Below are 26,135 nucleotides of genomic sequence, written 5' to 3'. Positions count from 1 at the left end.
GGCTCGGGTGACGGCGGTCACGCAGGCCGGGACGGTCGGCACGGGCTCCACCTCAGGGTACCCTCACCCGATGTCCTCGGCATCGAAGGTCGCTCGCGGCAAGGCCAAGAAGAAGTGCTGCCGCAGCAAGACTCGCTGTCTGACGTGTCCGGTGGTGATCATGCGGATGAAGAAGCTGGAACAAGCAGGTGTCACGGGCAAGGACTTGAAGAAGGGCCTGAAGAAGGCCCGTGCGGCCTGACTACAGCAGCGCCGCGAGATCAGGCAGCCACGCGGCGTCCGCCGGCACCAGATCGACTCCGCGCAGATCCGCCGCATCCACCCAGCGGAGGGCTTCGTGCTCGAGCGCCGTCGCCGTCCCCGCGAACCGTGTCACCGCGTAGGCGCGCAGTGTGAGAGTCGCCGAGAGCGCGACGTCGACACCGACCGGCTCACCGACGGTCACCTCGATACCCAGTTCCTCGCGCAGTTCCCGGACCAGTGCGTCCTCGGGGGTCTCGCCGGGGTCGACCTTGCCGCCGGGCAGTTCCCACAGTCCCGCGAGTTCCGGCGGGGAGGCGCGACGCGCGAGCAGCAGGCGCCCGTTCTCCACGAGGGCGCCCGCGACCACCAGCGCGGGCTCGGGAACTGGCACCATCGCAGTATGGCCGACTTGCTGAACGACACGGAGATCGACGACGCACTCACCCGCCTGACCGACTGGCAGCGCGACGGGGACACACTGGTCCGCACCATCGAGTCCGCGAGCTTCCCCGAGGCGATCGACCTCGTCCGGCGCGTCGCGGAGGAGGCCGAGTCGGCGGACCATCACCCGGACATCGACATCCGGTGGCGTTCGGTGACCTACCGGCTGTCGACGCACTCTGCGGGTGGACTCACCGGGAAGGACGTCCTGCTCGCAGCCGCGATCGACCGTCTGGCGAGGTGACGCGGCGGCCCACCACCGCGATCCAGACGAACAGAGCCAGGGTGCCGACGGCGTAGACCGATCCCGCCAGAGCGAGTGGCCACGGACGCGAGATGTCCCAGATGGACGGTTGTTCGAAGCTGAGGATCCACGGCACGCCGATCAGGGTGACCACGAGCCAGTATCCCGCGAGCACGCGCGCTCCCGGCGCACCCGACAACGGTCCGTGCATCAGCCAGATCAGCATGGGCACCACCCAGACCCAGTGGTGGGACCAGGAGATCGGCGAGATCATCAGGCCCACGAACGAGACGACGACGAGCGTCCCCAGGCGATCGTCGCGTGCCAGCGTCCGCCAGGCCAGGAAAGCCGCGGCCAGCACCACGGCCGCCGCGACCAGCCACACCGGACCCTGGCCGACGTCCTGCCCGGCCACGCGTGACAGCGCTCCGCGCAGGGACTGGTTCCACACCGAGCCGACGGGACCGATCCGGTCCGCGTCGCCCAGCAGGGTGGTGAAGTACGTCGTCGCGGCGGACCCCACGAGCAGGAAGCTGATCGCGACCGTCCCCGCGAAGGCCACGGCAGAGAACGCGGCGGCGGCCCACCGACGCTGCGCCAGGAAGTAGAGGCCCGTGATGGCGGGGGTGAGTTTGACGCCTGCCGCGACGCCGACCAGGGCACCCGACAGCCACCAGCGGGAGCTGCGGGCCGCGAGCATCGCCAGCAGGACCAGGAACACGTTGACCTGGCCGTAGTCCAGGGTGGTGCGCATGGACTCGGTCCACAGTCCCACCGTCGTCCAGAGCAACGCCGCCCGGCGTCCGGACCAGAGGCCCGAGTCGACCATGCCCTGCGCGAGCCGGACCACCGCGTACAGCGCGGCGATCGTGGCGATCATCCAGGCAGCGCCCACCACCGGGAACGGCAGGAAGTGCAGCGGATAGAACACGAGCGCGGCGAACGGTGGGTACGTGAAGGGCAGGGGGAAGTCCGGGGTCTCCTCCGAGTAGGTGAAGTCGTAGAGGTCACCGCTGAACAGGCGGGCCGAACCGTCGACGTACACGTGGAGATCGACCCAGTTGCTGCCGTTGGGGGTGGCGACGGTCCACACCACACGCAGGATCAGCGAGATCACGAACAGGGCCGGTGCTGCTGCCAGCAACGCGCGCCCGGCCGATCGCCGTACTTCACTCACGAGTGTTCTTCCGATCGACGGGGGTCGAAGCCAGAGCGCAGCCTATCCGCACCATCCGACGTGACTCTTCTGCACCACGGGGCCACCGCGTTGTCACACGACACGGCTCACAGCAGTAACGATCGCATCACTGTTCACTCTGACAACACCAGACACTCTATTAACAGACTACGGTTCGAATCGGAGCGAGCGACACGGGTCGATCGACCGGTGAGCTGCTGTACAACCGTCACTCCGTGTACATAGAGTGACCCCGCGCCCGACTGCCTCGCACGGCGGTGACGGGCAGATAGTGCATCGTGGGTCGCCTCGGATCGGTTCGAGGCGGCCGGAGGAGAAACGGGGACATCATGCGGGACATCGGGACAACGGGAACGCGCGTCGCAGCGCGACGTGTTCTGGGCGGAGTGGCCGTCGCCGCCGCCTGCGCTTTCGTCGCACCTGCCGCGGCCGGCGCAGCCCCCGCCCCCGTCATGCCGCTGCCCGCCGAGGTTCCGGTGGTGCCGGGCTACGAGGCACTGGCCGCCCTGGCCCCCACTCTGCTCGACGCCGCGGAGCGCGACGCCGCGTCGCCGCAGAGCGATCTGCTGGTGCGCGCGAAGGCGCTGCTGGCCACGGCCCCGCTGTCGGACCAGGCGAAGCGCATCCTCACCAGCATTATCACGTTCCTCGACGGCAGCGGCGGCGGCGGCCCGGAGATCCCCGAGAACGGCCCGGTCATCTCCCAGTTCTTCTACCCCACCGTCGGCAAGGGCTGCATCTCCGCCACGGCCGACTCAGTCGCGAGTGCGCTGGCGGTGCCCGGCCCGGCCCAGTTGCCGCCTCCCGGACCCGCAGCCGGTCAGGCCGGCTTCGTCTTCACGGCACTCGGCACCGCGCCGCTCGCCGACGTGCAGGCAGCGCCGCTGACCGCGAACTGGGTCAACGTCGACACGGGCCGCACCGGAGCAACCGTGCTCACGGGTGCCGCGGGGATCAACCCCGACGGCCCTGCCACGCTCTCGGCGCTCGCGGACACCGGGACCGGTCGCGTCCTGGCTGCCGTCTCCGGATCGATCAGCACCGAGGCCGGCATCACGTGCAGCTTCCTGCCGACCATCGGTGCCTTCGTCGTCTGACGATCGGAACGAGACCGGCGTTCAGGAACCGAACGCGGTCGAGATCTGGGTGTAGATCGCTCCGGCGATCGCGTACAGGTAATCGATGAGCTCCATGGTGGCGCCTCTCTATAGGTGTGACTGCTGTGACAGGTGTGTCGTGAGAGGTCGCCGCCGCGTTACGCGGACAGGCTCCACTGCCCGTAGTCCTCGCGCAGCACGGTGTTGACGTCCACACCCACTCCGTCGATCGCTCGCTTGTCGATCTCGATCTGATGCAGGTGGGCAGCCGGGTTCACGTACCCCTTCGGCGTCCCCCAGTTGTGCTGCCAGTACCAGGCACCGAGTCCCGCTGCCGCCGCGAGATCGATGGTCGGCGAGTTGGCGTACACGCCCGTGTTCTCGGCGCCGACCACCGACTGCCAGCCGAGCAGGTACGGCGCGATCATCGCGGCGAACTCGACCGCGGTCGGGTTGTCGTCGATCGACGCGTAGATGGGCCGATCCGCCGGTCCGCCTGCCTCCGTGTGCACTTCGAGGCCGCGCGTCGCGTGCTTCACGCCGGCGGCGAATCCGCCACGCCAGTCGGCCGTCGCCCCCTTGCCGAACTGGTAGCACGACACCACCTGCAGACCGGCCGCGGTGAGCTCGTCCGCCTCGGCGGCTGTCATCGGCTTGCCTGTCATCCAGGCGGCACCGGGTCGACGGTCGGAGACGTAGCGGATGGCGCCCAGATGACCTGCTGCCGCGATGGCGGAGGCAGAGGGCACTCCCCCGGCGTAGTCGACGATCGTGCCCAACGCTGCGGGTGCTGCGGGCGCGGCAGAGGCGACGCCACGAGCGGCGACGCCCGTGACCCCGACCGCGACGGAACCGGCGGCGGCATAGCGGAACAATTGACGACGCGACACGTGCACTGGGGACTACCTCTCGATTCGCCCGGCGCGCCTTCCTCGACTTGACGGCTCGGGCTGGTAACTTCTCACGATTTCCGGCGCTATTGCACCACAGACCTCAGGGACCTCGCTAGTCCCGTGAGTCCCCCGGTCCCCACGGTTCAGTACCACTGCGTCCAGAACCGCGTGAGCACGCCGCCGCTCTGGGCCCACCCCGCGGGGATGCCGGACAGCTCGTAGAGGGAGTACACCGCGTCGAAGAAGACGCGATTGACCTGCGGTACGAACAGCAGGGCCACCACGATGAGAACTCCGTAGGGCCCGATCTGCGCGAAGGACCGCCGCGCACCGGGCGACAGGTAGGGCTCGATCGCCCCGAAACCGTCCAGGCCCGGCATCGGGATCAGGTTCAGCACCACGGCGACCACCTGCAGGAAGGCGAGGAAGCTCATTCCGAACCAGAAGGAGGCGTGCTCACTGCCCGGCGCCCACACCGCGATGATCGCCAGAAGAACGACCGCGAGAACAAGATTGGCGAACGGGCCGGCCAGGGACACCGTCGTGCGCTGCCGCCTGGTCATACCGCTGGTGTTCAGCCACACGGCGCCGCCCGGCAGACCGATCCCGCCCAGCGCGACGAAGATCAGCGGCAGCACGATCGACAGACCGGGCACCGTGTACTTCAGGGGGTTCAGCGTGAGATAGCCGCGCGCGGCGGTGTCGTGATCACCGAAGCGCCAGGCCGTCACCGCGTGGGCGAACTCGTGGAGACACAGGGACACCACCCATCCACCGATGACGAGGACGAAGACACCGGCGTACGACAGGACGTCGCCCGGCCTGGTCGAGTTCCAGGCCAGAACACCGCCGATCACGGCGACGGCGACGACCGCGAGGAAGACGGGGCTCGGCCGGACCGAGGTGGACGTGGACATGTCGTCAGGGTAGGTCGGTCACCTGAGCGCTTCCCGCACTCGATCGACGGCCTCCCGCAGACAGTCGGAGTACGCGTCGGCGTCCATGACGTCGTCGCTCGTCACGATCGAGAGGGTCACCACGTCGCCGATGCCGTGCACCCCGTGCGTGATGCCGACCGCCGGCGAGAGGGCCGGGAACCCGGCGCTCAGCACGACGGGCCGACCGCTCAGCGTGAGGTCGGCGACGCCTCGGTTCACACTGGAGACCACCGTGTGACCCGCCACCGTCGTCGGCGCCATCGACAGGTCGGCGCGGTCGACGTCGCGCCGGACGATCACCGCGGGAACGGTCTCCGTCGCACGATCGCCGACCCCGAACGCGGGGTGCTCCAGCCGGCGGCGCCGATCTCGCAGGGAGTCGTCGATCGCCCGTGCCCGAGCGCGGAGATTCTGCACGGACGGGTGCAGGTCCACCCCCGCGTTGTGAAAAGCGTTGGCGGCAGCGATTGTTCGACTCTCCCGCGGTATGGCGATCATGACCTCGGCCCCGAGGTCGTCGGGAACCGGCTCGCCCAGAGACGCGAGATGCCGACTCATCGCGTCCGACACCACGACGAGCGCGGCCACGGTGACACTGACGGTGTCGGTGCGGAGGTCCGACGCCGGGCACACCACGCATCGGATGCGGGTGATCCCGCCTGCCGGACGGGACAGCACCGTCGGCGCTCGGGGAAGCGGCGGGGCGGGGACGACGCCGGCCGCCGTGTCGGCCGTGCGCCGACGATCGGCCACCACCGCCTCGCGTGCGCGACGCACCATGCCGATCACTCGCGCGGGAAACTCGACGGCACCACGTGCGACCGCGAGGGGCGCCGGCAGCACCACCGTGCGCACCGCCGGGGGCGGCTCGTCCGTCAACAGCGCGCGAGCCAGCGCCGACACCCGCCCGCCGTCTCCGAGGGAATGCGCGATCTGCAGGACGAGCACCGTCGCCGAGCCCGTCGTGCCGGGCACCCCGTCGACGCGCGGGTACAGATGCACGCGCCACGGCTCTCGGCGCGGGTCGACCTGGTCCCCGAAGGACTCCGCCACGCGGTCGAGGCACTCCTGCCACGTCCCGCCGGCGTGGACGCCGACCCGGTCGCGGGTCACCTCCGTGGGCACCCAGTAGGGGTAGTCGGCCGTCCACCGCGTTTCCCGCAGACGGACCGACAGTCCGTCCACCACGTGCGCTCGACGCACGAGAGCCGCGGCGGCGTCGTCGGGGTCGTCGAGCGCACCGTCGAACGCGTAGAGCAGGAACTGGTCGCTCGGCAGACGCCGCGACAGCCAGTACATGCGGGCGTCGGTGGCGGTGAGCCGACCGGTCACGTCGGTGTCAGTCGCGCCTGCACAGGCAGAAGAGGTGACCCACGGGGTCCTGCAACACGCGGAACCCCGGGTGTTCGCCGTCCTCGTCCAGCACGCGGGCACCCTGCTCCACAGCGAAGGCCTGCGCCGCCTCCATGTCGTCGACCACGAGATCGAGGTGAATACGGATGCCCTCCCGCGGCCAGTACAGCGGGACGAAGTCGGGAGCTTTCTGGAAGGCCAGACGCGAGCCGCCGGTGCCCTCGATCACGGTCCAGTCGGGATCGTCCTGCACCACCTTCCACCCCAGCAGTGCGGTGTAGAAACGCCCGAGCGCCACCGGATCGGGACAGTCGAGAACCGTGTAGTCCATGTCGATCGTGGGTCGTGTCATGTCCGGATTCTAACCAGGGGTGCCGACACCCGAGAGACTTCCCGCTTGTCGGTACCCGGTCAGGACAACCCATTCCGCATCGTCGCGCCACGGTGCCACCGACCAGGTGGAGAAGCGCTGAACGGCCGTGAAGCCGGCCTCCAGGACGTCTCGTTCGGCCCGGTCGGCGGTGTACTCCCGGTCCGTCGCGAACCCCAGGATCACCACCCCGCCCGGCACCACCGCCTCGTGCCAGCGCCGGAGCACCGTCGGCTCGGTGCCCGGGGCGAGGAAGACCATGACGTTGCCGGCCGCCACGATCGCGTCGAACGACCGCGGCTCCAGATGCATCGTCGCCAGGTCGCCCTGCACCACCGTGATGCCGTGCTGTCGACGCGCCTCCTCGACCAGGACCGGGTCGAGATCCACGGCGGTCACCGTGTGTCCGCGCCGCGCGAGTTCCGCACCCAGTCGTCCGGTTCCGCATCCTGCGTCGAGGACGCGCGCGGCTCGGGGCAGCACGGCGTCCACGAAGCGCGCCTCCCCGTGCATGTCCGCGCCCGACGCCTCCAGTTCCCGGAAGCGCGCGACGTAGGCGTGGGAGTCCTCGGCGCTGCGCTCGGCCGACCACCGGGTAGCGGTCACCGGTCGAGGTAGAAGCGAGCGGTCTCGGTCGCCACGTCGGACACCGCGGACGCCAGCCCGGGCTCGAGATCCAGGGCATCGGCGAGCTCGCCACCGCGCAGCCCCTGCGAGCGCAGCAGGTCCCACGCCTTCTCCACCAGACGTACCGACGTCGCGTGATCGAGTTCCGGCCGATTGGACCGCAGAGCCGTCGCCGCCCAGTCCGCGTCGAACGTGCCGTTGGGCGGTCCGAACACCCGCTCCCCCGTCGAGTAGGGCTTCGGGTCGGTCCCACCGGCGTGTGTCATGCCCGTGACGCTATCCCCTGTCGGCAGCGGGCGCCGCGATGCTCGTCTCGATCCCCGCCGACCACGCGTGGGGCAGGTCCTCGGACTGCTCGTCGGCGCTGTCGGCGTCGGACTCGAGGAGATTCTCTCCGCGCCCGCCGCCCGCGGCAGTACGGTGACCCGAACGGGGGGAGAACATGGCGCTGTCACGCAGCATCGATCGACTGATCTCGGGGCGGATCACACCGGAGATGGCGGCCGATCCACACGCCGCCATCCTGCCGACCCCCATCGCCGGCGACTCCTTCTTCGACGCGCCGGATCAGGACCTGTCACCGGGTGCCCTCGTGCGTCACCGCGATGCGACAGGATGGTTCCCGCGACCTCGAACCCGACTGCGCCAGTTCATGGTCGGCTCCACCGACGCTCTCGGCCGTCCGGTGCCCGTCACCGCCACGCTGATGGAACCGAGGAGGCCGTGGCGCGGCTCGGGTCCCCGGCCAGTGATCGTGCACAACGTCGCGATCGACTCGCTCGGCACCCGATCGACACCGTCGTGTCGCATCGTCCACGGCGTCGGTCAGGACTTCCCCACGGTGGTTCCGCTCTGGCTTCAGCGCGGGTACGCGGTGCTGATCCCGGACCATCAGGGACCGCGCATGGCCTACGCCGAAGGGACCATGGCAGGGCACGCCGTGCTCAACAGCATCCGTGGACTCGTCGCGCTCGACTCGTCCTACGCGACGAGCCCGACCGCGCTCTACGGATACAGCGGCGGCGCCATCGCGACGGCCTGGGCCGCGCAACTGCACCCCTCCTACGCGCCCGAGCTCGTCCTGCGCGGCGCCGTGGCCGGAGGATCACCCGTCGACGTGGGCCTGCTGCGCGGCACCATGAACGGCACCCTCGGAGCCGGCCTCTTCGGGGCGGCGATCATCGGCATGGCGCGTGAACACCCGACCCTGGTCGAGCAGTTCAGCCCCACCGGCATCGTCCTCGCGTCGATGATCAAGGACCTGTCCGTCGTCCCGCTGGCCCTGTCCGGGCTGGCGCGGTTGCGACTGGAACGGCTGTCCGTGGACCCGGGCGTGTTCGAGTCCGCCGCCGCGCGCGCCGTCATCGAGGCCAACACTCCGGGAGCGGACGCGCCCGTCGTTCCCGTGGCGTTCTATCACGGTGCTGCGGTGCCCCGGTTCGCCGATCGGTGGATTCCCGAGCAGGGCGTCCTGAACCTGGTCGACGCGTGGCGCGGACGCGGCGCGGACGTCGAGTACCGGCCCGTGTTCGGTGACCACTTCGTGGGCGCACTGTCCGGTCTGCCGTTCGCGATGCGGTGGATCGACGCGCGCTTCCGGGACGGCTAACCGTCCACCACCCACCAGGCGGCGTACGGCGGCAGCCACACGGTCTCGTCGTCGACCGACCCGACACCCGTCAGCACCTCTCGCGGAGCCACGAGTCCCGAGCGGCCGAGGACGGACGCCGCCACCGGGCGATGCGTGTCGCTCACGTTGAACAGGGCGACGAGTGTGCCGCTCGGGTGGCGGCGGCGGACACCCAGCACCCCGTCGTCCAGATCGTCCAGCACGTCGACCGGCGCCTCGGCATGCAGCATGGGCAGATCCGACCGCACCCGGGCGATGTGCGCGATGCCGTCGAACACCCGCTGCGCATCGGAACCCTGCTCGTGGCGACGCGCCCTGTCGGCATCGGTCACGCGCGGTCGGTGCAGCCACCGGTTGTCGTCCTCGTGGCCGGGTTCCGCCGCCCAGTCCGGATCACCCGGCGAGCCGATCTCGTCCCCGCTCCACACCACGGGGATCCCGCCCCAGACCGCGACGAGGGCGTGGGCGAGGAACAACCGGGCGAACGCGCCGTCCGGATCCCGTCGCTCCGCACCGAGTCCCGAGAGCGCCGCGGCCGTCCCGCTGATCCGACGGTCGCCGGTGTCCGGGTTGTGTTGGAACACCAGACCTTCCGCCCACGACTGCGGGAACTCCCCGGAGTACCAGTCGGCGAGGAAGTGCCGGTGGCCGGCGCCGGACAGGCCCGTCGCGGCCGCGTCGCCGTCGTCGATCGCCCACCCGATGTCGTCGTGGCACCGCACGTACGTCACCCACGTCCCGCCCGGCGGAGTCGGCGGCAGTGTCGACAGGGCGTGGCGCGCCAGCTCGGTACTGCCCGAGGCCAGCATCGACCACACCTGGACCATGAGGCTGTTGTGATAGGCGATGTCGGACACCCGACCGGTGTGCGATCCGGTTCCCAGGTAAGGCAACAGATCTCGCGGTCCGACGATGGCCTCGGCCTTGAACAACAGCGCAGGCGAGGCCATGCGCGCCGTCGCCCGCAGAATCTGCGTGATCGCGTGCACCTCGGGCTGATTCTGGCAGTTGGTTCCCAGCCGCTTCCACAGGAAGGCGATGGCGTCGAGACGGACCACCTCGATCCCAAGATTCGCGAGAGCGGCGACGATGTCGACGAACTCGACCAGGACCGCGGGGTTGGCCCAGTTCAGATCCCACTGCCACTCGTTGAAGGTCGTCCAGACCCAGCCGTCGACGCCGTCGTCCCACGTGAAGTTCCCCGGTGCGAAGTCGGGGAACACCTCGGGAAGCGTGCGCTCGTAGGCATCGGGCGTCGACCTGTCGGGGTGGATGTGGAAGTAGTCGCGATGGACTGCGTCGCCCTGACGCGCCTGCACCGCCCACTCGTGTTCGCGAGCAACGTGATTGAGGACCAAGTCGATCACGGGACTGATCCCGCGCTCGCGCAGGGTGGTGGCGAGCGCCCGCAGATCGTCGACCGTCCCCAGGTCTTCCCGCACCGTGCGGTAGTCCATGACCGCGTACCCGCCGTCGTTGTCGCCCGGACGCGGCGTGAGCAACGGCATCAGGTGCAGGTAGGTGACACCGAGATCCGTCAGGTGGTCCAGCCGATCCGCCAGACCGGACAGAGTGTCGCCGAAACGGTCGACGTAGCAGGCGTATCCGAACATGGTGGGCTGCTGGAACCAGTCGGGCTCCAGCAGACGCCGCTCGTCCAGCCGGTGCAGCTCGTCGGGCCGATCCGCGAACGCGTGTGCCGCGCGCTCGACGAGAGTGCGCGCCACCGCATCGGGCTCCGCGTACACGGCGGTGACGGCCTCGTGGAGATCGGGCCACCAGCGCTCGACACGGAGAGTGAAGGTGTCCCGCCGGTGCGGCGGGAGCGGGGCGAGTGCCGCACCGATGATGTCGTGGATCGTGTCGGGTACGGCGGTGCGCGGCATGGTCGGGATTCTTCCACGCCCTGCAGTGGGTAGCCTCGAACTGCAGCTCACACGATCAACGAGAGGACGACCGATGGTGAACTTCGGCGAGATCAAGCGCAAGCTCGACCAGAACGAGGAGAAGGTCGAACAGGCACTGGACAAAGCGGGCGACGCGGCCAAGAAGAAGTTCGCCGGTCACGACTCTCAGATCGACGGCGCACTGGACAAGGCCAAGGACGCCATCGGCGAGAAGAACAGCGACCGCACCGACGGTCCTCCCGCCTAGTGGTCGCGGTGGGGAACTTTCTGACGGGGGTGCTCGACGAGGCGCTCGACCGTACGGTCGTGCCCGGCTACTCCCGCATCGGGTCGGCCGTCCGTCGTCGATTCTGGGCGGCCGATCCCGCCCCGTTCCCCGCCCCGATCGACGTGATCGTCACCGGCGGCAGCTCGGGTCTCGGCGCAGCCACCGCTCGGCAGCTGGCCGTGCTCGGTGCGCGGGTGCACCTGGTCGGGCGATCGGCGCGGCGGCTCGACGCCTCCGCGACCGAGATCCGCCACACCGTTCCCGGCGCCGAGCTCGTCGCGCACGAGTGCGACATGAGCGACCTCGATGCCGTGGCTGCACTGGTCACCACCCTGACCGCTCAGCTGACGTCGATCCACGCGGTGGTGCACTGCGCCGGCGTCATGCCGCCCGAGCGCACCGAGACGGCACAGAAGCACGAGATGGCCTTCGCGACCCACGTGCTCGGGCCCGTCGCGCTCACGATCGGGCTACGCGAGCTGTTCGATGCGGGGTCCCGCGTCGTGTTCGTCTCCAGCGGCGGTATGTATCCGGTGCCGCTGCAGACCACCGACGTCGAGTTCGCTCACGGCGAGTACTCCGGCCTCACCGCCTACGCCCGCACCAAGCGCATGCAGGTGGTGATCACCGAGCAACTGGCGGAGCGCCTCACCGGGCCAGACGATCCCGTCGTGCACAGCATGCACCCGGGGTGGGCGGCCACACCCGGTGTCACGGACTCCATTCCGATGTTCGGCTCGGTGATGAAGCCCATCCTCCGCACGGCCGACGACGGAGCCGACACCATCGTGTGGCTCGCCGCCGCCGATCAGCCACTCGCGTCCACGGGGATGTTCTGGCACGACAGACGACCGCGCCCCACGCACTACCCGTCCTGGCGGCGGGACTCGCCGGAGGCACGGGAAGCGCTGTGGAGCGCGGTCGTGGAGGCCACGGGTATCGACCTCGGCTGACGTCTCCGTCAGAGGAGATCGGTCAGGTTCGACACGATCGAGGACCAGACCCACGGTTGATTCCAGATCCAGAGCGAAAGCATGGCGGTAGTCCTCACTGCAGGGAACATCTGTCCCTGACAGTCAAGACGCGTCGTTGCAGGCGTGCACCTCGGACGGCGGAAGTCGGTGACGAGTCACTGTCACGCCCGATGCATCACGACATTCACGACGTTCCCGTCAGGAGCGCGCACGAGGAATCGTCGAACTCCCCACTCCTCCGTGGTGAGCGGATGCACGATGTCGTGACCGCGACGGACGGCCTCCTCGTACGCCGCATCGACGTCGTCGACGTGAGTCGACATCGCCGACTCCACCGGACTCGTCGCATCTCGCGTCACCAGTTGTACGTGTGCGCCGGTCTCCGGTGACGTGAAGCGGGCGACCCAACCGAGATCGAACTCCTCGACCGCGAGTCCCAGGAAATCGGTGTAAAACGACTTCGCCTCGGCGATGTTCTCGACCGACAGGTTGGTGGTGATGCGCTCGACTCGCATGGTGCGCATTCTGCCCCTCTCGGCCTGTTCGTGTCGGTGCCCACTGCTACCTTCGCACACATGTTCGAACAGGGGTGGGCGACGCGTGATCCGGAGGCCATGGGCCTACCCGGAAACCTCGCCGACGTCACTGTCGACGGCGTCCTCGGCGCACTGACCCACGCCACCGCCGGCGCCTCGTACCTCGAATGGACCCGCTACCAGGCCGCGGCGGAACTGCACACCCGACTGGTTGCACCGCTGGACACCGCCGACCGCCGCCGCTTCGACGCCACCACCCACTGCGCCGCACGCATCGCCGCAGTCCTGTCGATCACCCAGGGCGCAGGCGAGGGCATTCTCACCCGTGCCGTGGCCCTGCGAGACCGTCTGCCCGACGTTGCAGCCTGCCTCCGCGACGGCCTCGTGACCCCGAAGTACATCCACACCATCATCGCCCGCACCGACCTCGTCGACGGCACCGACCATGCCCACCAGGTCGATGCCGAGATCGCGGCGGCACTACGGCGACGCGGCTCCTGGTCCGCTGGCCGGATGCGCGACATGGTCGACCGCATCATCTATCGCCACGACCCCGACGCCGTCCGCGAGCGTCGCACTCGCGCGAAGGACGACCGCGGCTTCTGGATCGACCCCGCACCCGACGGCATGGCTTATCAGTGCGCCACCATGCCCGCCGAGAACGCCGTCCTCATCGCCGCTGCTGTCGACGATCTCGCCGGACGCATCTGCCCGAAAGACCCGCGCAGCGCCGGCGCCCGACGCAGCGACGCTCTCTTCGCCCTCGCCACGCGCACGCCGTTCGAATGTCAGTGTGACCGTGACGACTGCGACGCTCCCGGCTGGACCGGCGAGGACGGTCTCCTGACCACCGTCAACGTGCACGTCGTCGCCGACGCCGCCACCGTGAACGGGGACACCGCCTCCGCACAGCAGGGCAACCCGGGTTTCCTCGCGGGCCACGGCGTCATCTCCGCCGAACACGTCGCCGACCTCGCCGCGCGCCCCGACGCCGTTTCGAGGCCGGTCGCCGCCACCAACCCGGCCTCGCAACCGGCGGATCCCTACCGCCCGTCCAGTGCCCTCGACACGTTCGTGCGCATCCGCGATCAGTACTGCACCTGGCCCGGCTGCAGCAACGCCGTCTGGACCGGCGACCTCGACCACATCACCGAGTACGACCACGACGACCCCGCGGCCGGTGGACAGACGACCGACGTCAACCTCGGCGCCAAGTGCCGCTTCCACCACAATCTGAAGACGTTCGGCGACTTCGTCGACGACCAGTACCTCGACGAGGACACCGGACGCGTCGTCTCCACCATCGCCACACCCGAGGGACGCGTGATTCCGGGCCCGGCACACAACGGGTACGACCTGCACCCCGGACTCGCCGAGATCACCTTCGATCAGCCGGCGCAGGCCCCTCCGGATCCCCCGCGCACATCACCTACCAGACGACGAACCCGTCTGGCGGACAAGCATGCCCGGCGGCGGTCCGAACGCTCTCGAAACCGACGCAGACGAGAGTTCGCCGACAACGACGACCCACCACCGTTCTGACGGGACGTCAGTCCAGGCAGAACTCGTTGCCCTCGTCACCGACCATGCCGACGCCCACACGGCCGTTGGAAGGGAAATATTCGGGCGCCCTCAGCGTTCTCCGGTGCATGAAGAACATCGGGTTTCTGTCGTTCGGGCACTGGTCACCGTCGCCGCACTCGCAGACGCGCTCCGCATCGGACGTGCTGCTGCAGTCGATCGACCTCGCGGTCGCCGCGGAGGAACTCGGTGCCGACGGCGCGTACTTCCGCGTCCATCACTTCGCGAACCAGCTCGCGTCGCCGTTCCCTCTGCTCGCGGCAGTCGGCGCCAAGACCAGTCGTATCGAGATCGGCACCGGCGTCATCGACATGCGCTACGAGAACCCGTTCTACATGGCCGAGGACGCCGGGTCCGCCGACCTGATCTCCGGCGGGCGGCTGCAGCTCGGTGTGAGCCGGGGATCGCCCGAGCAGGTCATCGACGGCTTCCGTTACTTCGGCTACGCCCCGGCCGAGGGCACCGACAGCGGAGACATGGCCCGTGAACACACGCGCATCTTCCTGGACCTGTTGGAAGGCAGGGGCTTCGCGGAGCCGAACCCCTCCCCCATGTTCCCCAACCCGCCCGGCCTGTTGCGCCTCGAACCGCACTCCGACGGGTTGCGCGAGCGCATCTGGTGGGGTGCAGGTACTCGTGCGACCGCCGAGTGGACCGCGCAGCAGGGCATGAACCTCATGAGCTCGACCCTGCTCAGCGAGGACACCGGCGTGCCGTTCCACGAACTGCAGGCCGAGCAGATCGAGCGCTTCCGCAAGACGTGGTCGGACGTCGGTCACTCGTTCGAACCGCGAGTGTCCGTGAGCCGCAGCATCTTCCCGATCGTCGACGACGTGGATCGTGCGTACTTCGGCCGCGAGGGCGGCAGCGGCGATCAGGTCGGCTACATCGACGGCGGCATCGCCCGTTTCGGCAAGACCTACGCCGGCTCACCCGACAAGCTCATCGCAGAGCTTGCGCGGGACGAAGCCGTCGCCGCAGCCGACACGCTGCTCCTGACCGTGCCCAACCAGCTCGGCGTCGAGTACTGCGCACACCTCATCGAGTCGGTGCTGACGCACGTGGCGCCGGAGTTGGGCTGGCGGTAGCAGTCCCGCTCACACGTTGAAGCGGAACTCCACCACATCGCCGTCGGCCATGACGTATTCCTTGCCCTCGATGCGGACCTTGCCGGCCGACTTGGCGGCGGCCATGGATCCGGCGGCGACGAGGTCGTCGTAGGACACGACCTCCGCCTTGATGAAGCCCTTCTCGAAGTCGGTGTGGATGACACCGGCGGCCTGGGGTGCGGTGTCGCCCTGATGGATGGTCCACGCGCGGGACTCTTTCGGACCCGCCGTGAGGTAGGTCTGCAGTCCGAGGGTGTGGAAGCCGGCGCGGGCCAGGGCGTGCAGGCCGGGCTCGGTCTGACCGATGCTCTCGAGCAACTCCATCGCGGATTCGTCGTCGAGTTCGACGAGCTCGGACTCGATCTTGGCGTCCAGGAACACCGCGTCGGCGGGTGCGACAGCGGCCTTCAGCTCGGCGACCTTCGCGTCGTCGGTGAGTACCGACTCGTCGGCGTTGAAGACGTAGAGGAACGGCTTGGTGGTGAGCAGGTTCAGCTCACGCAGTGACGACGCGTCGAACGTGTCCTTCACCGAGTACAGCGTCGTGCCGCTGTCGAGGATCGTCTGCGCTTCCTTGGCCGCGGCGACCATCGGCGCGCGGTCCTTCTGCGTGCGAACTTCCTTCTCGAGACGCGGGATCGCCTTCTCGAGAGTCTGCATGTCCGCGATGATCAGCTCGGTCTCGATGACCTCGATGTCGGCGGCCGGATCGACCTTGCCGTCGACGTGCACCACGTCGTCGTCCGCGAACACGCGCACGACCTGGCAGATGGCGTCGGCCTCACGGATGTTCGCGAGGAACTTGTTGCCCAGGCCGGCGCCCTCGGACGCACCCTTCACGATGCCCGCGATATCCACGAACGTGACCGGCGCCGGAAGGATCTTCTCCGAACCGAAGATCTTCGCGAGTTCGTTCAGCCGCGGATCCGGCAACGGGACGACGCCCTCGTTCGGCTCGATGGTGGCGAACGGATAGTTCGCCGCCAGCACGTCGTTGTTGGTCAGCGCGTTGAAGAGGGTGGACTTGCCGACGTTGGGCAGTCCGACGATTCCGAGGGTGAGGCTCACAGGGAGGAGAGTCTACGTGCCGCCCCCGGCCGCCCTGTCAGTACGTGTAGTCGGTGCCCGATCCCGCCGAGATCGCGAAGGCGATGAGCAGCACGTAGAAGAGGATGAACAGCGCGAAGAGACCCGCGAAGATGTAGAGCGAGTACTTGCCCAGCTGCTTCGTGCGTTCCGACGCGTAGTGCGCACCCTGGTAGTCGCCCAGCGACCACCGCGGAAACACCGAGCTCGAGTGGTTGAACGCGGAGAACGCCAGCGGCCAGAAGAAGATCAGCGCGGCGGCGGCCCAGCCGGCGTTGGTCGGCGGCAGCGGCGGCGGCCCGTACTGCTGCTGGGGATAGCTCGGCTGCTGCTGCTGCGGGAAGGCTCCGGTGGCCGGGAAGGCTCCGGTGTCCGTCGGCCCCTTCGTCAGGTCGGGCTCGTACGACGAACCGGTGTACGGCTGCTGCGGGTACTCGGGGTGGTCTGACACACGAGCATCGTAGGCAGTCGGGGCGCGCGAGTGGGGTCTCGTTGTCATGTCGTGACGTTCGGCGACGGTCCTGGACCGCTCGGCGCAACGATCCGCACACGCCAGGCCCACAACCGCACGAAATGTCGGTCGGTCTGCTTACAGTGACTGCGATCACACGATGATCGCCGCCCCTTCACCGCATGCCAGGAGCCCGCAGATGACTGCCGTGTCCGACAGGGGGAACTCGCACGTCGAGTTCCTCAAGACCGACGACGACCTCCCCCCCGTGGGCGTCGTGGACCGCTCACCCATGACCGTGCCGAAGCGCGTGATCTTCGTGATCATCGGTCTGCTGGGCGCCATCGCGTGGACGGTCATCGCGATCATTCGCGGCGAGCAGGTCAACGCCGTGTGGTTCGTCGTGGCGGCGGTCTGCACGTACATCTTCGCGTTCCGGTTCTACGCACGCCTCATCGAGAACCGCATCGTCCATCCGCGGGACGATCGGGCCACTCCCGCCGAGATCCTGGAGAATGGCAAGGACTACATGCCGACGGACCGTCGGGTGCTGTTCGGCCACCACTTCGCCGCGATCGCCGGCGCCGGTCCCCTCGTCGGACCCGTGCTCGCCGCGCAGATGGGCTACCTGCCCGGCACGATGTGGATCATCATCGGCGTCGTCTTCGCCGGAGCTGTGCAGGACTTCCTGGTGCTCTGGATCTCGACTCGCCGTCGCGGCCGCAGCCTCGGTCAGATGGCCCGCGAGGAGCTCGGCGTGGTCGGCGGTATCGCCGCCCTCATCGGCGTCTTCGTCATCATGATCATCATCATCGCGGTGCTCGCGCTCGTCGTCGTCAACGCGCTGGCCGAGAGCCCGTGGGGCGTCTTCTCCATCGCGCTGACCATCCCCATCGCCCTCTTCATGGGTGTCTACCTGCGCTACCTGCGCCCGGGCAAGGTCTCCGAGGTCTCCCTCATCGGCGTCGTCCTGCTGCTGCTCGCCATCATCTCCGGCGGCTGGGTCGCCGAGACCGAGTGGGGCGCCGACTGGTTCACGCTGTCCAAGATCACCGTCGCGTGGTTGCTCATCGCCTACGGTCTCGCCGCGTCGATCCTCCCCGTGTGGCTTCTGCTCGCCCCGCGTGACTACCTGTCGACGTTCATGAAGATCGGCACCATCGTGTTGCTCGCCGTCGGCATCCTCATCGCTCGACCCGTCCTGCAGATGCCGGACATGACGTCGTTCGCCAGCGAGGGCAACGGTCCCGCGTTCTCCGGCTCGCTCTTCCCGTTCCTCTTCATCACCATCGCCTGCGGCGCGCTCTCCGGTTTCCACGCGCTGATCTCCTCGGGCACCACGCCGAAGCTTCTCGAGAAGGAGAAGCAGATGCGGATGATCGGCTACGGCGGCATGCTCACCGAGTCCTTCGTCGCCATCATGGCTCTGGTCACCGCCTGCATCCTCGATCAGCACATCTACTTCGCGCTCAACGCACCGACGGCACTCACCGGTGGAACACCCGAGACCGCTGCGACGTACGTCAACGGGCTCGGACTGTCGGGCGGGGACATCAGCGCGGCCGAGCTGTCGCAGGCCGCGACGGACGTCGGCGAGGAGTCGATCATCTCGCGCACCGGCGGCGCCCCCACACTCGCGTTCGGTATGTCCGAGGTGCTGCACCAGGTCTTCGGCGGCGAGAGCTTGAAGTCGTTCTGGTACCACTTCGCGATCATGTTCGAGGCGCTGTTCATCCTCACCACCGTCGACGCCGGCACGCGTGTCGCCCGTTTCATGCTGTCGGACTCGCTCGGCAACCTCGGTGGCGGCGCGAAGAAGTTCCGCGATCCGTCGTGGCGCGTCGGTGCCTGGATCTGCTCGGTCATCGTCGTCGCAGCCTGGGGCGCCATCCTGCTCATGGGTGTCACCGATCCGCTGGGCGGCATCAACACGCTCTTCCCGCTGTTCGGCATCGCGAACCAGTTGCTGGCCGCCATCGCGCTCACGGTCGTCCTGACCGTCGTGGTGAAGAAGGGTCTGCTGAAGTGGGCGTGGATCCCCGCGCTGCCACTGGCCTTCGACCTCGTGGTCACCATGACGGCGTCGTACCAGAAGATCTTCTCCGACGTTCCGGCCATCGGTTACTGGGCGCAGCACAGCGACTTCAAGGAAGCGAAGTCGCAGGGGCTCACCGAGTTCCGGTCCGCCGCCACCCCGGAGGCCATCGACGCCGTCATCCGCAACACCTTCATCCAGGGCACGCTGTCCATCGTCTTCGCGGTGCTCGTCCTCGTCGTCGCGCTCGCCGGGTTCACCGTCTGCTTCAAGGCGATCCGAGCCGGTGGACTGCCGAGCAGCGAGGAGGAGGACGTGCCGTCGAAGCTGTTCGCGCCCAGCGGTTTCCTTCCCACCGAGGCGGAGAAGTCGGTGCAGGCGGAATGGGACGTCCTCATCGCCGACGGCACGGTCCGTCGGCCGGGAACGGGCCACTGACATGAATGCCGTCCTGAAGTCCGTCCGTGCCGCCACGTGGTGGATCACCTCCGTCATGGGTGATCACGACTACGAGCGCTTCGTCGAGCACCGGAACCGGGTCCATCCCGGGCATCCGGTGCCCACCGAGCGCGAGTACTGGAAGGCACGTCATGCGGAGGCGGACGCGAATCCGGGCGCACGCTGCTGCTGAGATCATGACTGGGTGACGTCGCCGCGCTGGACCCTCGACACCTCCGAGCTGCCGTACTCCGCTCCGTACGACACGGGGTGGATGCGGTGGTTCCTGGCGGGTCACGCGGTTCCGGGCATGGAGACCTTCACGGACGGTGTCTACCGCCGGGCTCTGCGCCTCGATCATGGCCCCGCCGTCGTGACGTGCCGGTTCGTCCCGGGTGCGGGCGGTGCGGGAGTCGTCCGGGTGGAGACGCGAGCCCGGGACGAGTCGGACGTCCCCACCGCGCTGTCCCGAGTGCGGCGGGTGCTGGCCCTGGACGTCGACGCGGCTCCCGTCGACGCTGCGCTCGCGGCAGACCCGGCGCTCGCTGCGTCGGTGGCCGCGGCCCCGGGGATCCGCGTTCCCGGGGCGTTCGATGCCGCGGAGGTGCTGCTTCGCACGATGATCGGACAGCAGATCTCGCTCGGAGCCGCGGCCACGCACACCGCCCGGCTCGTCGCGGCCCTCGGAGATCCGGTGGGCGACGACGAGGGCGAGGCCGAACACGGCATCACTCACCTGTTCCCCACTCCCGAGGCCGTGGCCGCACGCGGCACCGAGATCCTCACCGGTCCGGCGCGGCGGGTCGCCGCGATCGCGTCGACGGCCGACGCAGTGGCATCGGGCGCCGTGGACGTGCGCCACGACGGCGACGCGGCCACCCAGGAGCGGGCACTACTGGCCCTGCGCGGTGTCGGTCCGTGGACCGCCCGCTACGTGTCGATGCGGTTGCTGGGCGACCCCGACGTGCTTCTCGACACCGATCTGGTGGTCAGGCAGGGCGCGGCCCTCCTCGACATCGACCTGTCGGACACCACCCACTGGGCACCGTGGCGGTCCTACGCCTCGATGCACCTGTGGCGGACCGCCCTTCTCGCCCGCGGGCTCACCATCGGGTAGTCCCTCCGTCGCCCTGCGTGCGGGACCGGCTTCCCGGGTACAGTCACAGCGCGTTCGACTCTGCGTTCGCCGCACCATCGTCAGACGAGAGGACACACGTGAGCGAGAACGCGCCCACCACATCCGGCGGCTCCGCGTCGAGCCGTGATCGCAGCGACCTGTTCGGCGCCGGCGGACTCTGGCTGGCCAAGTGGTCCGCGGTGCTGCTCGTCGTCTCGGCGGCGCTGTGGATCGCCGGCTGGTTGGTCGGCCAGCTGTGGGTGATCATGCTCCCGGTTCTGCTGGCCCTGGTGGTCGCGACGGTGCTCTGGCCGCCCACCAGGTTGCTGCGCCGCATCGGCTTCCCGCCCGCGCTCGCCGCACTGACCACACTCGTCGGCTTCCTCGCGGTTCTCGCCGGTGTGGTCGCATTCATCGTCCCCTCCGTCATCAGCCAGGCTCCCGATCTCGCGGACAGCGCCACCCTCGGCGTCTCGCAGGTCCAGGAATGGCTCGAGGGCCCGCCCGTCAATCTGGACGACGAGCAGATCGACAACGCCGTCCAAGCCATCGTCACGCAGCTGCAGGACAGCGGCACGGCGATCGCCTCGGGTGTCTTCGCCGGCGTCGCCACCGCCGGGTCGATCCTGGTCACCCTCGGTCTGGTGCTCGTCCTGAGCTTCTTCTTCATCAAGGACGGCCCGCGCTTCCTCCCCTGGCTGCACGGACTGGCCGGACGCAAGGCCGGTGGTCATCTCGCCGAAGTACTCCGACGAGTGTGGGACACCCTCGGTGGCTTCATCCGTACCCAGGCCATCGTCAGCGCGATCGACGCGATCTTCATCGGCATCGGTCTGTTGATCCTCGGCGTACCGCTGACCCCGGTGCTGATGACGCTCACCTTCCTCGGTGGCTTCATCCCCATCGTCGGTGCCTTCGTCGCCGGTGCCCTCGCCGTCCTGGTCGCGCTGGTGGCCAACGGTTTCACCACCGCGGTCATCGTCCTGGCGATCATCCTGGCCGTGCAGCAGATCGAAGGCAATGTCCTGCAGCCGATCCTGCAGAGCAAGTCGATGAACCTGCATGCCGCGATCGTGCTGCTGGCCGTCACCGCCGGCGGTTCCATCTTCGGCATCATCGGGGCATTCCTCGCGGTCCCGGTCGCCGCGGCCACCGCGGTGCTGCTGCGCTACATCAACGAGCAGATCGAACTGAGGTCCGACGAGGACCCCGGCGCGAACGACATCGCCGAACGCATCCACGACGATCTCGGCACCCCCGGTGACGACGCGCCCGTCGTCGTCCACGACGAGAAGACCCGGTACGCGCCGGCGCCCTCGGACCAGTCCGACGACGTGGCACCGACTCCGATCGACGTCGACGCGCACGAGGACGGCGAGAAGAAGGACGACTGAGCGGTCACACTCCCGCGTGCACTCGTAGCGTGGATCCGTGACGTTCGCGGATCACCTCGAGGCGTGAGGGCACCCGGTCACGGATCTCGTCGACGTGACTGACGATGCCCACCGTGCGCCCACCGGACCGGAGTTCGTCGAGCACTCCCATGACGGCGTCCAGTGATCCCGAGTCGAGGCTTCCGAACCCCTCGTCGATGAACATCGTGTCCAGGGTGATGCCGCCCGCCTCGGCCGCCACGACATCGGCGAGACCCAGCGCGAGCGCGAGCGACGCGCAGAACGCCTCGCCGCCCGACAGGGTGCCTGCCGACCGGACCACCCCGGTGTAGTCGTCGCGTACGTCGAGACCCAGCCCGCCTCGGGTGCCTCGGGGGCCCACGTCGTCGGAGTGCACGAACTCGAACCGACCCTGCGACATCAACCGGAAGCGCACGGACGCCGCGGTGGCGACGTCCTCGAGCCTCGCGGCCAGCACGTAGGACCGCAGCGACATCCGACGCGCGTTGGCGCCCTTGCCGGCCACCACCTCCGCCAGCTGCTCGAGTTCCGCGTGCTCGAGGTGGGCGGGTCCCAGACGGTCCGCAGCGGCCCACAGTTGGGCGACGAGGTCCTCGAGCATGCGCAGCCGACTGTCGGCGTCTCCGGCCGAGGCGATGGCCTCGTCCAGCAACCCTCGCAGTCGGATCTCTTCCGCATCGACGGCAGCGGTGTCGACGACGTCCCCCGCCATCGCCTCTGCCACCTCCGGCTCCGCGAGGACGGCCGCGGCCGCGGAGCGCTGCTTCTCGGCATCGAGAACGGCGTTCTCCAGCACCGTGCACCGAGCCCTGTCGCGGACAGCAGCGAGAGCGTCGGTCACCTCGGTGAATCCGTGTTCGCGCGCGCATTCCGCCAGGTCGGTCTCGAGCCGCGTCACCGCCTGATCGGCCGAGTCGGCGTCGCGTCGAGCGTCGCGCCACGCCACCGCGGCTGCGATGGCCGCGTCGAGTGCAGCACGCCGTTCCGCCACGGTGGACGTCGTCCCCACGGCGGCCGTGATGCGCGCCGTGGCCTCCGCGATCCGAGTCTCCAGCGCCTCCGTCCGCCCGCGAGTGACGCCCAGTTCGGCGGTGATCGCATCAGCCCGCACCCGCAGACCAGCGGTCTCCTCGTCCAGTGCCGCCAGCGCGGTGTCGATCGCCGTGAGACGATCCGCGGCGCGACGCGCCTCCGCCAGTGCCGTCGTGGCTTCGTCCAGTTCGGCGGCGAGTTCGGCTGCGGTGCGATCCGCGCACCGGGTCGCGAGCTCGTCCACACGCTGTCGGCAGCGCTGCACCGCGGCGTCCGCCGTGGTGCGCTCCACCTCGGCTGCAGAGACCCGCTGTCCCGCGCGATTCTCGTCGTCCTTGGACACCCGCCCCGCAGTCGGTGATGCGGGCGCCGGATGTTCCGTCGCGCCGCAGACTCCGCAGGGGGCGCCGTCCTCGAGTCCTGCAGCCAGCTCGGCGGACATCCCTTCGAGACGTCGTTCCCGCAGGTCCAACCATTCGGTGCGCAGATCGTCGTATCGGGTCCGGGCACGCTCGGCCGTCGTGACGGCCGCAGCGAGGCGCTCGGACTCGCGAGCCCACTCGACGTGTGCGCGGGCAGCGTCCTCGGCACCCTGATGCCGCGCCTCCAGGCCGGGGAGACCCGCACGAGCCGCGACAGCTACCCGATGGTCGGCGTCCAGTCTCGCGCGTTCCGCAGGCACCGCGTCGAGACGTACCCGTACCGCCCGCAGGTCCGTCTCCAGACTGCGCACCCGGGCAAGGGCACGTTCCCGGTCGGCCACCGCCGTCCTGCGATCGGACTCGTCGCCCGCGACACTGTCGAGCACCGCACGCTCGCCGCTCCACCGGTGCACCGCGGCATCGAGCACCTCCGCATCGGCGGGACGGGGCGGCCACGACAACGTCCCGACCAGCACGGCGGCGTCGGTCTCCGCAGCTGCCTGCTCCCGGCGCCGCATCGTCGCGGCGGCGACGGCCGCGCGCTGACGGTGCTGGTCGAGGGTGACGGCACGATCGCGCACCGGCAGCGCTCGACGCGCACGGTCCAGTTCGGCGATCTGCTCGGCGCGCTCGGCGTCACCGTCCGCCAGCACTGCGAGCCGCGCTGCTGCCGCGGCCCCACGCTCGCGTGCCTCCCGGCGGCGGTGCGCGAATCGAGCGGTCTCACGAGACACCGCGTGTTCGGCGCGCGCTGTCCGCAGATGCTCCGTGCGCGCACGAGCCTGCTCTCGCGCACCGTCCAGCAGATCGGTCCCCCACTCCACCACGTCGGTGCCCGTGAAGAGGTCCACGCCGGCGGCGGTGGCCACCTGTGCGGCCAGTCTGTCGACGGACTCCGATCGCCCCGCCAGACGCTCCGCGCTGGCGCGACGCTGGTCCTGGAACCACGTCTCGATGTCGCGGAACCGATCGGTGTCGAACAACTGCTCGAGAAGCGCGCCCCGTTCCTCGTTGCGCGCCCGCAGGAACCGCGCGAAGTCCCCCTGCGGCAACAGGACGACCTGGAAGAACTGGTCCACCCGCATGCCGAGCAGGCGCTCGACCTCGAGCGCGATCTCGTCGATGCGCGTGAGGTTCTCGCCCCGACCGTCGTGCCACGTCAGCGTCGCCTTGGCGTTCTGTTTCGTGGTTCCCACCCCGCGCCGCTTGGGGCGCAGGAACTCCGGCTGCCGAACGATGGTGAGGCGCCGGCCACCCAACGTCGCGTCGAGTTCGACACACGGAACCACACCCGGCGCAGCATGATCCGACAACAGGCGTCGACTCTCGCGCCGCGAGCCGGGGAGGACGCCGTAGAGAGCGAAGGCGATGGCGTCGAGGACGGACGTCTTTCCCGCTCCGGTGGGGCCGTGCAGGAGGAACAGGCCGTCGGCCCCGAGATGGTCGAAGTCGACATCGACCGTACCGCCGAACGGCCCGAACGCGGTGACCGACAACGCATGCAGTCTCACGCCGAGCGCACCCACTCGTGCTCGACGGGCGATGCGGACGTCGAATCCTGCTGACCCGTGACGTTCTCGACCGCACGATCGAGCAGCTCGACCTCGGACGACGAGGGCGCGCTTCGCACGTCCGCGAGGAAGCTGTCGAGCACCTCACGATCCGACCTACCCTGCACCTTCTCGCGGTAGCTTCCGGAATCGACACCGGCCGGGCGCTTCCACTCGAGATGCACCGCATGGGGAAATCGCTCCTGCAGACGGCGCATCGCGTCGACGGGCCGCACCGCATCGGTGAGCACAGCGGAGACGTAATGCTCTGTCGCGAAATCGAACCGGTCCTCCGTGCAGAGATCCTCGAGCGTTCCCTCCAGGACGGACAGGCCCCGCACCACCGGTAGATCGACGCGTGTGACGACGCGGCCACCCGAGCCGTCGATGTCGACCAGCCACGCAGCCTTGCGATGCGAACGCTCACCGAACGAGTACGGCAGCGGCGATCCCGAGTACCGGATGTGGTCGTCGATGGTCTGCGGAGAGTGCAGGTGCCCCAGCGCGACGTAGTCGATGCCGCCGAAGAGCGAGGCCGGCACGGTCTCGACGCCACCGACGGAGATCGAACGCTCGGAACCCGTACCCTCGCCGCCGATCACGAAGGCGTGCGCCAGCACCACCGAGCGGACCGACGAGTCGCGCGTCGCCAGATCGGCCGCGATGCGGCCCATCGCCGCCTGCAACACCGCGGCGTGCGAACGAGCGCCGGGTACTCCGAGCTCGGTGCGGGTGGCGTCCGGCTCGAGGTACGGAATGCCGTAGAACGCCACGTCGCCGTGCTCGTCCGTCAACACGACCGGTCGATCGACGGCGTCCACGGTGGTGAACAGATGCAGACCGCCGGCAGCGGAGAACGCCGAGCCGGCACCCAGCCGGGCGGGCGAGTCGTGATTGCCCGACGTGGCGACGATGACGGCCCCCGCGTCGCGGATGGCCTCGAATGCCTTGTTGCACAGCCGGACCGCGTCCGCATTGGGCACAGCACGGTCGTAGATGTCCCCGGGGACCACGACGACGTCCACGCTCTGCTCCCGGACGACGGTGGCGAGAGCCTCCAGGGCACGACGCTGATCGGCCAGCAGGTCGACACCGTGGAAGGTGCGCCCGATGTGCCAGTCCGAGGTGTGCAGGATTCTCATGTCGCCGACGCTAACGGAGACCTACGACAAAGACGCTC

27 protein-coding genes are annotated in these 26,135 nt (G+C 69.1%); 12 read left to right on the top strand and 15 right to left on the bottom strand.

Annotation, left to right across the window (positions count from 1 at the left end):
• Positions 1-70: 70 nt before the first annotated feature.
• Positions 71-241, top strand: a complete 171-nt coding sequence (locus tag JOE30_RS11375) for a hypothetical protein (RefSeq protein WP_204866762.1) — start codon at positions 71-73, stop codon at positions 239-241.
• On the opposite strand, the gene JOE30_RS11370 is transcribed toward JOE30_RS11375, so the two are convergent.
• On the bottom strand, positions 242-634 hold the full coding sequence (locus JOE30_RS11370) for a (deoxy)nucleoside triphosphate pyrophosphohydrolase (RefSeq protein WP_307806146.1): 393 nt from the start codon (positions 632-634) through the stop codon (positions 242-244). It abuts the gene before it with no gap.
• 9 nt (positions 635-643) lie between these two features.
• Between JOE30_RS11370 and JOE30_RS11365 the strand changes: the two genes are divergently transcribed.
• Positions 644-928, top strand: a complete 285-nt coding sequence (locus JOE30_RS11365) for a 4a-hydroxytetrahydrobiopterin dehydratase (protein WP_204866757.1) — start codon at positions 644-646, stop codon at positions 926-928.
• On the opposite strand, the gene JOE30_RS11360 is transcribed toward JOE30_RS11365, so the two are convergent.
• Complete coding sequence (locus tag JOE30_RS11360) at positions 876-2,105, bottom strand: mannosyltransferase (protein ID WP_204866755.1); 1,230 nt, start codon at positions 2,103-2,105, stop codon at positions 876-878. The genes JOE30_RS11365 and JOE30_RS11360 overlap by 53 nt on opposite strands.
• A gap of 350 nt (positions 2,106-2,455) precedes the next feature.
• On the opposite strand from JOE30_RS11360, the gene JOE30_RS11355 reads away from it, so the two are divergent.
• Complete coding sequence (locus JOE30_RS11355; RefSeq protein ID WP_204866753.1) at positions 2,456-3,223, top strand: hypothetical protein; 768 nt, start codon at positions 2,456-2,458, stop codon at positions 3,221-3,223.
• 158 nt (positions 3,224-3,381) lie between these two features.
• Here the strand turns inward: JOE30_RS11355 and JOE30_RS11350 are convergent, their stop codons facing one another.
• From JOE30_RS11350 to JOE30_RS11320, 7 genes are all read right to left on the bottom strand, one after another.
• Entirely contained in the window at positions 3,382-4,119 is a 738-nt protein-coding gene (locus JOE30_RS11350) for a DUF1906 domain-containing protein (RefSeq protein WP_204866752.1), read from the bottom strand.
• Positions 4,120-4,259: 140 nt separating this feature from the next.
• Positions 4,260-5,033: a site-2 protease family protein gene (locus JOE30_RS11345; protein WP_204866750.1), complete on the bottom strand. Its 774-nt coding sequence runs from the start codon at positions 5,031-5,033 to the stop codon at positions 4,260-4,262.
• An 18-nt stretch (positions 5,034-5,051) separates the two neighbouring features.
• Positions 5,052-6,386 (bottom strand): wax ester/triacylglycerol synthase domain-containing protein, encoded by a 1,335-nt coding sequence (locus tag JOE30_RS11340; protein ID WP_204866748.1) that lies wholly within the window; start codon positions 6,384-6,386, stop codon positions 5,052-5,054.
• Between the two features lie 7 nt (positions 6,387-6,393).
• Positions 6,394-6,759 (bottom strand): VOC family protein, encoded by a 366-nt coding sequence (locus tag JOE30_RS11335; RefSeq protein WP_204866746.1) that lies wholly within the window; start codon positions 6,757-6,759, stop codon positions 6,394-6,396.
• Positions 6,760-6,768: 9 nt separating this feature from the next.
• Positions 6,769-7,383, bottom strand: coding sequence for a class I SAM-dependent methyltransferase (locus tag JOE30_RS11330; RefSeq protein ID WP_307806145.1), 615 nt, complete (start codon positions 7,381-7,383; stop codon positions 6,769-6,771).
• Positions 7,380-7,670 carry a hypothetical protein gene (locus JOE30_RS11325; RefSeq protein ID WP_204866744.1) on the bottom strand — a complete coding sequence of 97 codons (291 nt, stop codon included), beginning with the start codon at positions 7,668-7,670 and terminating at the stop codon, positions 7,380-7,382. The genes JOE30_RS11330 and JOE30_RS11325 overlap by 4 nt, the downstream gene beginning before the upstream one ends.
• 10 nt (positions 7,671-7,680) lie before the next feature.
• Complete coding sequence (locus JOE30_RS11320) at positions 7,681-7,848, bottom strand: hypothetical protein (RefSeq protein ID WP_204866742.1); 168 nt, start codon at positions 7,846-7,848, stop codon at positions 7,681-7,683.
• On the opposite strand from JOE30_RS11320, the gene JOE30_RS11315 reads away from it, so the two are divergent.
• Complete coding sequence (locus tag JOE30_RS11315; protein ID WP_204866740.1) at positions 7,847-9,013, top strand: lipase family protein; 1,167 nt, start codon at positions 7,847-7,849, stop codon at positions 9,011-9,013. The genes JOE30_RS11320 and JOE30_RS11315 overlap by 2 nt on opposite strands.
• On the opposite strand, the gene JOE30_RS11310 is transcribed toward JOE30_RS11315, so the two are convergent.
• Positions 9,010-10,920, bottom strand: a complete 1,911-nt coding sequence (locus tag JOE30_RS11310; RefSeq protein WP_204866738.1) for an alpha-amylase family protein — start codon at positions 10,918-10,920, stop codon at positions 9,010-9,012. The two genes, JOE30_RS11315 and JOE30_RS11310, sit on opposite strands and share 4 nt — an antisense overlap.
• Before the next feature lie 73 nt (positions 10,921-10,993).
• On the opposite strand from JOE30_RS11310, the gene JOE30_RS11305 reads away from it, so the two are divergent.
• The gene (locus JOE30_RS11305; RefSeq protein ID WP_037183861.1) at positions 10,994-11,188 is read left to right on the top strand and encodes an antitoxin; all 195 of its coding nucleotides are present in this window, start codon (positions 10,994-10,996) and stop codon (positions 11,186-11,188) included.
• 8 nt (positions 11,189-11,196) lie between these two features.
• Positions 11,197-12,162 (top strand): SDR family NAD(P)-dependent oxidoreductase, encoded by a 966-nt coding sequence (locus JOE30_RS11300; RefSeq protein WP_307806144.1) that lies wholly within the window; start codon positions 11,197-11,199, stop codon positions 12,160-12,162.
• A gap of 182 nt (positions 12,163-12,344) precedes the next feature.
• Here JOE30_RS11300 and JOE30_RS11295 read toward each other — a convergent pair whose 3' ends face one another.
• Positions 12,345-12,698 carry a VOC family protein gene (locus tag JOE30_RS11295; RefSeq protein WP_204866735.1) on the bottom strand — a complete coding sequence of 118 codons (354 nt, stop codon included), beginning with the start codon at positions 12,696-12,698 and terminating at the stop codon, positions 12,345-12,347.
• Positions 12,699-12,758: 60 nt separating this feature from the next.
• Between JOE30_RS11295 and JOE30_RS11290 the strand changes: the two genes are divergently transcribed.
• Positions 12,759-14,261: a DUF222 domain-containing protein gene (locus tag JOE30_RS11290; protein WP_204866734.1), complete on the top strand. Its 1,503-nt coding sequence runs from the start codon at positions 12,759-12,761 to the stop codon at positions 14,259-14,261.
• A gap of 107 nt (positions 14,262-14,368) precedes the next feature.
• Positions 14,369-15,388 (top strand): LLM class flavin-dependent oxidoreductase, encoded by a 1,020-nt coding sequence (locus JOE30_RS11285; protein ID WP_204866733.1) that lies wholly within the window; start codon positions 14,369-14,371, stop codon positions 15,386-15,388.
• A gap of 9 nt (positions 15,389-15,397) precedes the next feature.
• Here the strand turns inward: JOE30_RS11285 and ychF are convergent, their stop codons facing one another.
• Both ychF and JOE30_RS11275 read right to left on the bottom strand, forming a co-directional pair.
• On the bottom strand, positions 15,398-16,477 hold the full coding sequence (ychF, locus tag JOE30_RS11280; RefSeq protein WP_027503913.1) for a redox-regulated ATPase YchF: 1,080 nt from the start codon (positions 16,475-16,477) through the stop codon (positions 15,398-15,400).
• Positions 16,478-16,514: 37 nt separating this feature from the next.
• Positions 16,515-16,946, bottom strand: coding sequence for a CD225/dispanin family protein (locus JOE30_RS11275; RefSeq protein ID WP_307806143.1), 432 nt, complete (start codon positions 16,944-16,946; stop codon positions 16,515-16,517).
• 199 nt (positions 16,947-17,145) lie between these two features.
• On the opposite strand from JOE30_RS11275, the gene JOE30_RS11270 reads away from it, so the two are divergent.
• The 4 genes from JOE30_RS11270 to JOE30_RS11255 all read left to right on the top strand — a co-directional run bounded on the left by JOE30_RS11270 (position 17,146) and on the right by JOE30_RS11255 (position 21,930).
• A complete protein-coding gene (locus tag JOE30_RS11270; protein WP_204866731.1) occupies positions 17,146-19,419 on the top strand; it encodes a carbon starvation CstA family protein in 2,274 nt (757 codons plus the stop codon).
• 1 nt (position 19,420) lies between these two features.
• Positions 19,421-19,612 carry a YbdD/YjiX family protein gene (locus JOE30_RS11265; RefSeq protein WP_371831664.1) on the top strand — a complete coding sequence of 64 codons (192 nt, stop codon included), beginning with the start codon at positions 19,421-19,423 and terminating at the stop codon, positions 19,610-19,612.
• A 12-nt stretch (positions 19,613-19,624) separates the two neighbouring features.
• A complete protein-coding gene (locus JOE30_RS11260; protein WP_307806142.1) occupies positions 19,625-20,536 on the top strand; it encodes an AlkA N-terminal domain-containing protein in 912 nt (303 codons plus the stop codon).
• A 98-nt stretch (positions 20,537-20,634) separates the two neighbouring features.
• The gene (locus tag JOE30_RS11255) at positions 20,635-21,930 is read left to right on the top strand and encodes an AI-2E family transporter (protein WP_204866730.1); all 1,296 of its coding nucleotides are present in this window, start codon (positions 20,635-20,637) and stop codon (positions 21,928-21,930) included.
• A gap of 4 nt (positions 21,931-21,934) precedes the next feature.
• Here the strand turns inward: JOE30_RS11255 and JOE30_RS11250 are convergent, their stop codons facing one another.
• On the bottom strand, positions 21,935-24,916 hold the full coding sequence (locus JOE30_RS11250; RefSeq protein WP_204866729.1) for an AAA family ATPase: 2,982 nt from the start codon (positions 24,914-24,916) through the stop codon (positions 21,935-21,937).
• On the bottom strand, positions 24,913-26,097 hold the full coding sequence (locus tag JOE30_RS11245) for an exonuclease SbcCD subunit D (protein ID WP_204866727.1): 1,185 nt from the start codon (positions 26,095-26,097) through the stop codon (positions 24,913-24,915). Before JOE30_RS11245 ends, JOE30_RS11250 begins: the two co-directional genes overlap by 4 nt.
• Positions 26,098-26,135: the final 38 nt, after the last annotated feature.

The sequence above is a fragment of the Rhodococcus sp. PvP016 genome, from assembly GCF_017832185.1.
GTDB lineage: Bacteria > Actinomycetota > Actinomycetes > Mycobacteriales > Mycobacteriaceae > Rhodococcoides.
The sequence above is the reverse complement of the archived record's forward strand: the minus strand, read 5'-3'. Positions and strand labels throughout refer to the sequence as shown.

Excerpts from the sequence above, each read along its gene's own strand:
- JOE30_RS11375 (WP_204866762.1), top strand. The coding sequence starts at position 71 with ATGTCCTCGGCATCGAAGGTCGCTCGCGGCAAGGCCAAGAAGAAGTGC.
- JOE30_RS11345 (WP_204866750.1), bottom strand. The coding sequence starts at position 5,033 with ATGTCCACGTCCACCTCGGTCCGGCCGAGCCCCGTCTTCCTCGCGGTC.
- JOE30_RS11355 (WP_204866753.1), top strand. The coding sequence starts at position 2,456 with ATGCGGGACATCGGGACAACGGGAACGCGCGTCGCAGCGCGACGTGTT.
- JOE30_RS11305 (WP_037183861.1), top strand. The coding sequence starts at position 10,994 with ATGGTGAACTTCGGCGAGATCAAGCGCAAGCTCGACCAGAACGAGGAG.
- JOE30_RS11245 (WP_204866727.1), bottom strand. The coding sequence starts at position 26,097 with ATGAGAATCCTGCACACCTCGGACTGGCACATCGGGCGCACCTTCCAC.
- JOE30_RS11265 (WP_371831664.1), top strand. The coding sequence starts at position 19,421 with ATGAATGCCGTCCTGAAGTCCGTCCGTGCCGCCACGTGGTGGATCACC.
- JOE30_RS11290 (WP_204866734.1), top strand. The coding sequence starts at position 12,759 with ATGTTCGAACAGGGGTGGGCGACGCGTGATCCGGAGGCCATGGGCCTA.
- JOE30_RS11285 (WP_204866733.1), top strand. The coding sequence starts at position 14,369 with ATGAAGAACATCGGGTTTCTGTCGTTCGGGCACTGGTCACCGTCGCCG.
- JOE30_RS11335 (WP_204866746.1), bottom strand. The coding sequence starts at position 6,759 with ATGACACGACCCACGATCGACATGGACTACACGGTTCTCGACTGTCCC.
- JOE30_RS11320 (WP_204866742.1), bottom strand. The coding sequence starts at position 7,848 with ATGTTCTCCCCCCGTTCGGGTCACCGTACTGCCGCGGGCGGCGGGCGC.
- JOE30_RS11365 (WP_204866757.1), top strand. The coding sequence starts at position 644 with ATGGCCGACTTGCTGAACGACACGGAGATCGACGACGCACTCACCCGC.
- JOE30_RS11315 (WP_204866740.1), top strand. The coding sequence starts at position 7,847 with ATGGCGCTGTCACGCAGCATCGATCGACTGATCTCGGGGCGGATCACA.
- JOE30_RS11325 (WP_204866744.1), bottom strand. The coding sequence starts at position 7,670 with ATGACACACGCCGGTGGGACCGACCCGAAGCCCTACTCGACGGGGGAG.
- JOE30_RS11270 (WP_204866731.1), top strand. The coding sequence starts at position 17,146 with ATGACTGCCGTGTCCGACAGGGGGAACTCGCACGTCGAGTTCCTCAAG.
- JOE30_RS11310 (WP_204866738.1), bottom strand. The coding sequence starts at position 10,920 with ATGCCGCGCACCGCCGTACCCGACACGATCCACGACATCATCGGTGCG.
- JOE30_RS11295 (WP_204866735.1), bottom strand. The coding sequence starts at position 12,698 with ATGCGAGTCGAGCGCATCACCACCAACCTGTCGGTCGAGAACATCGCC.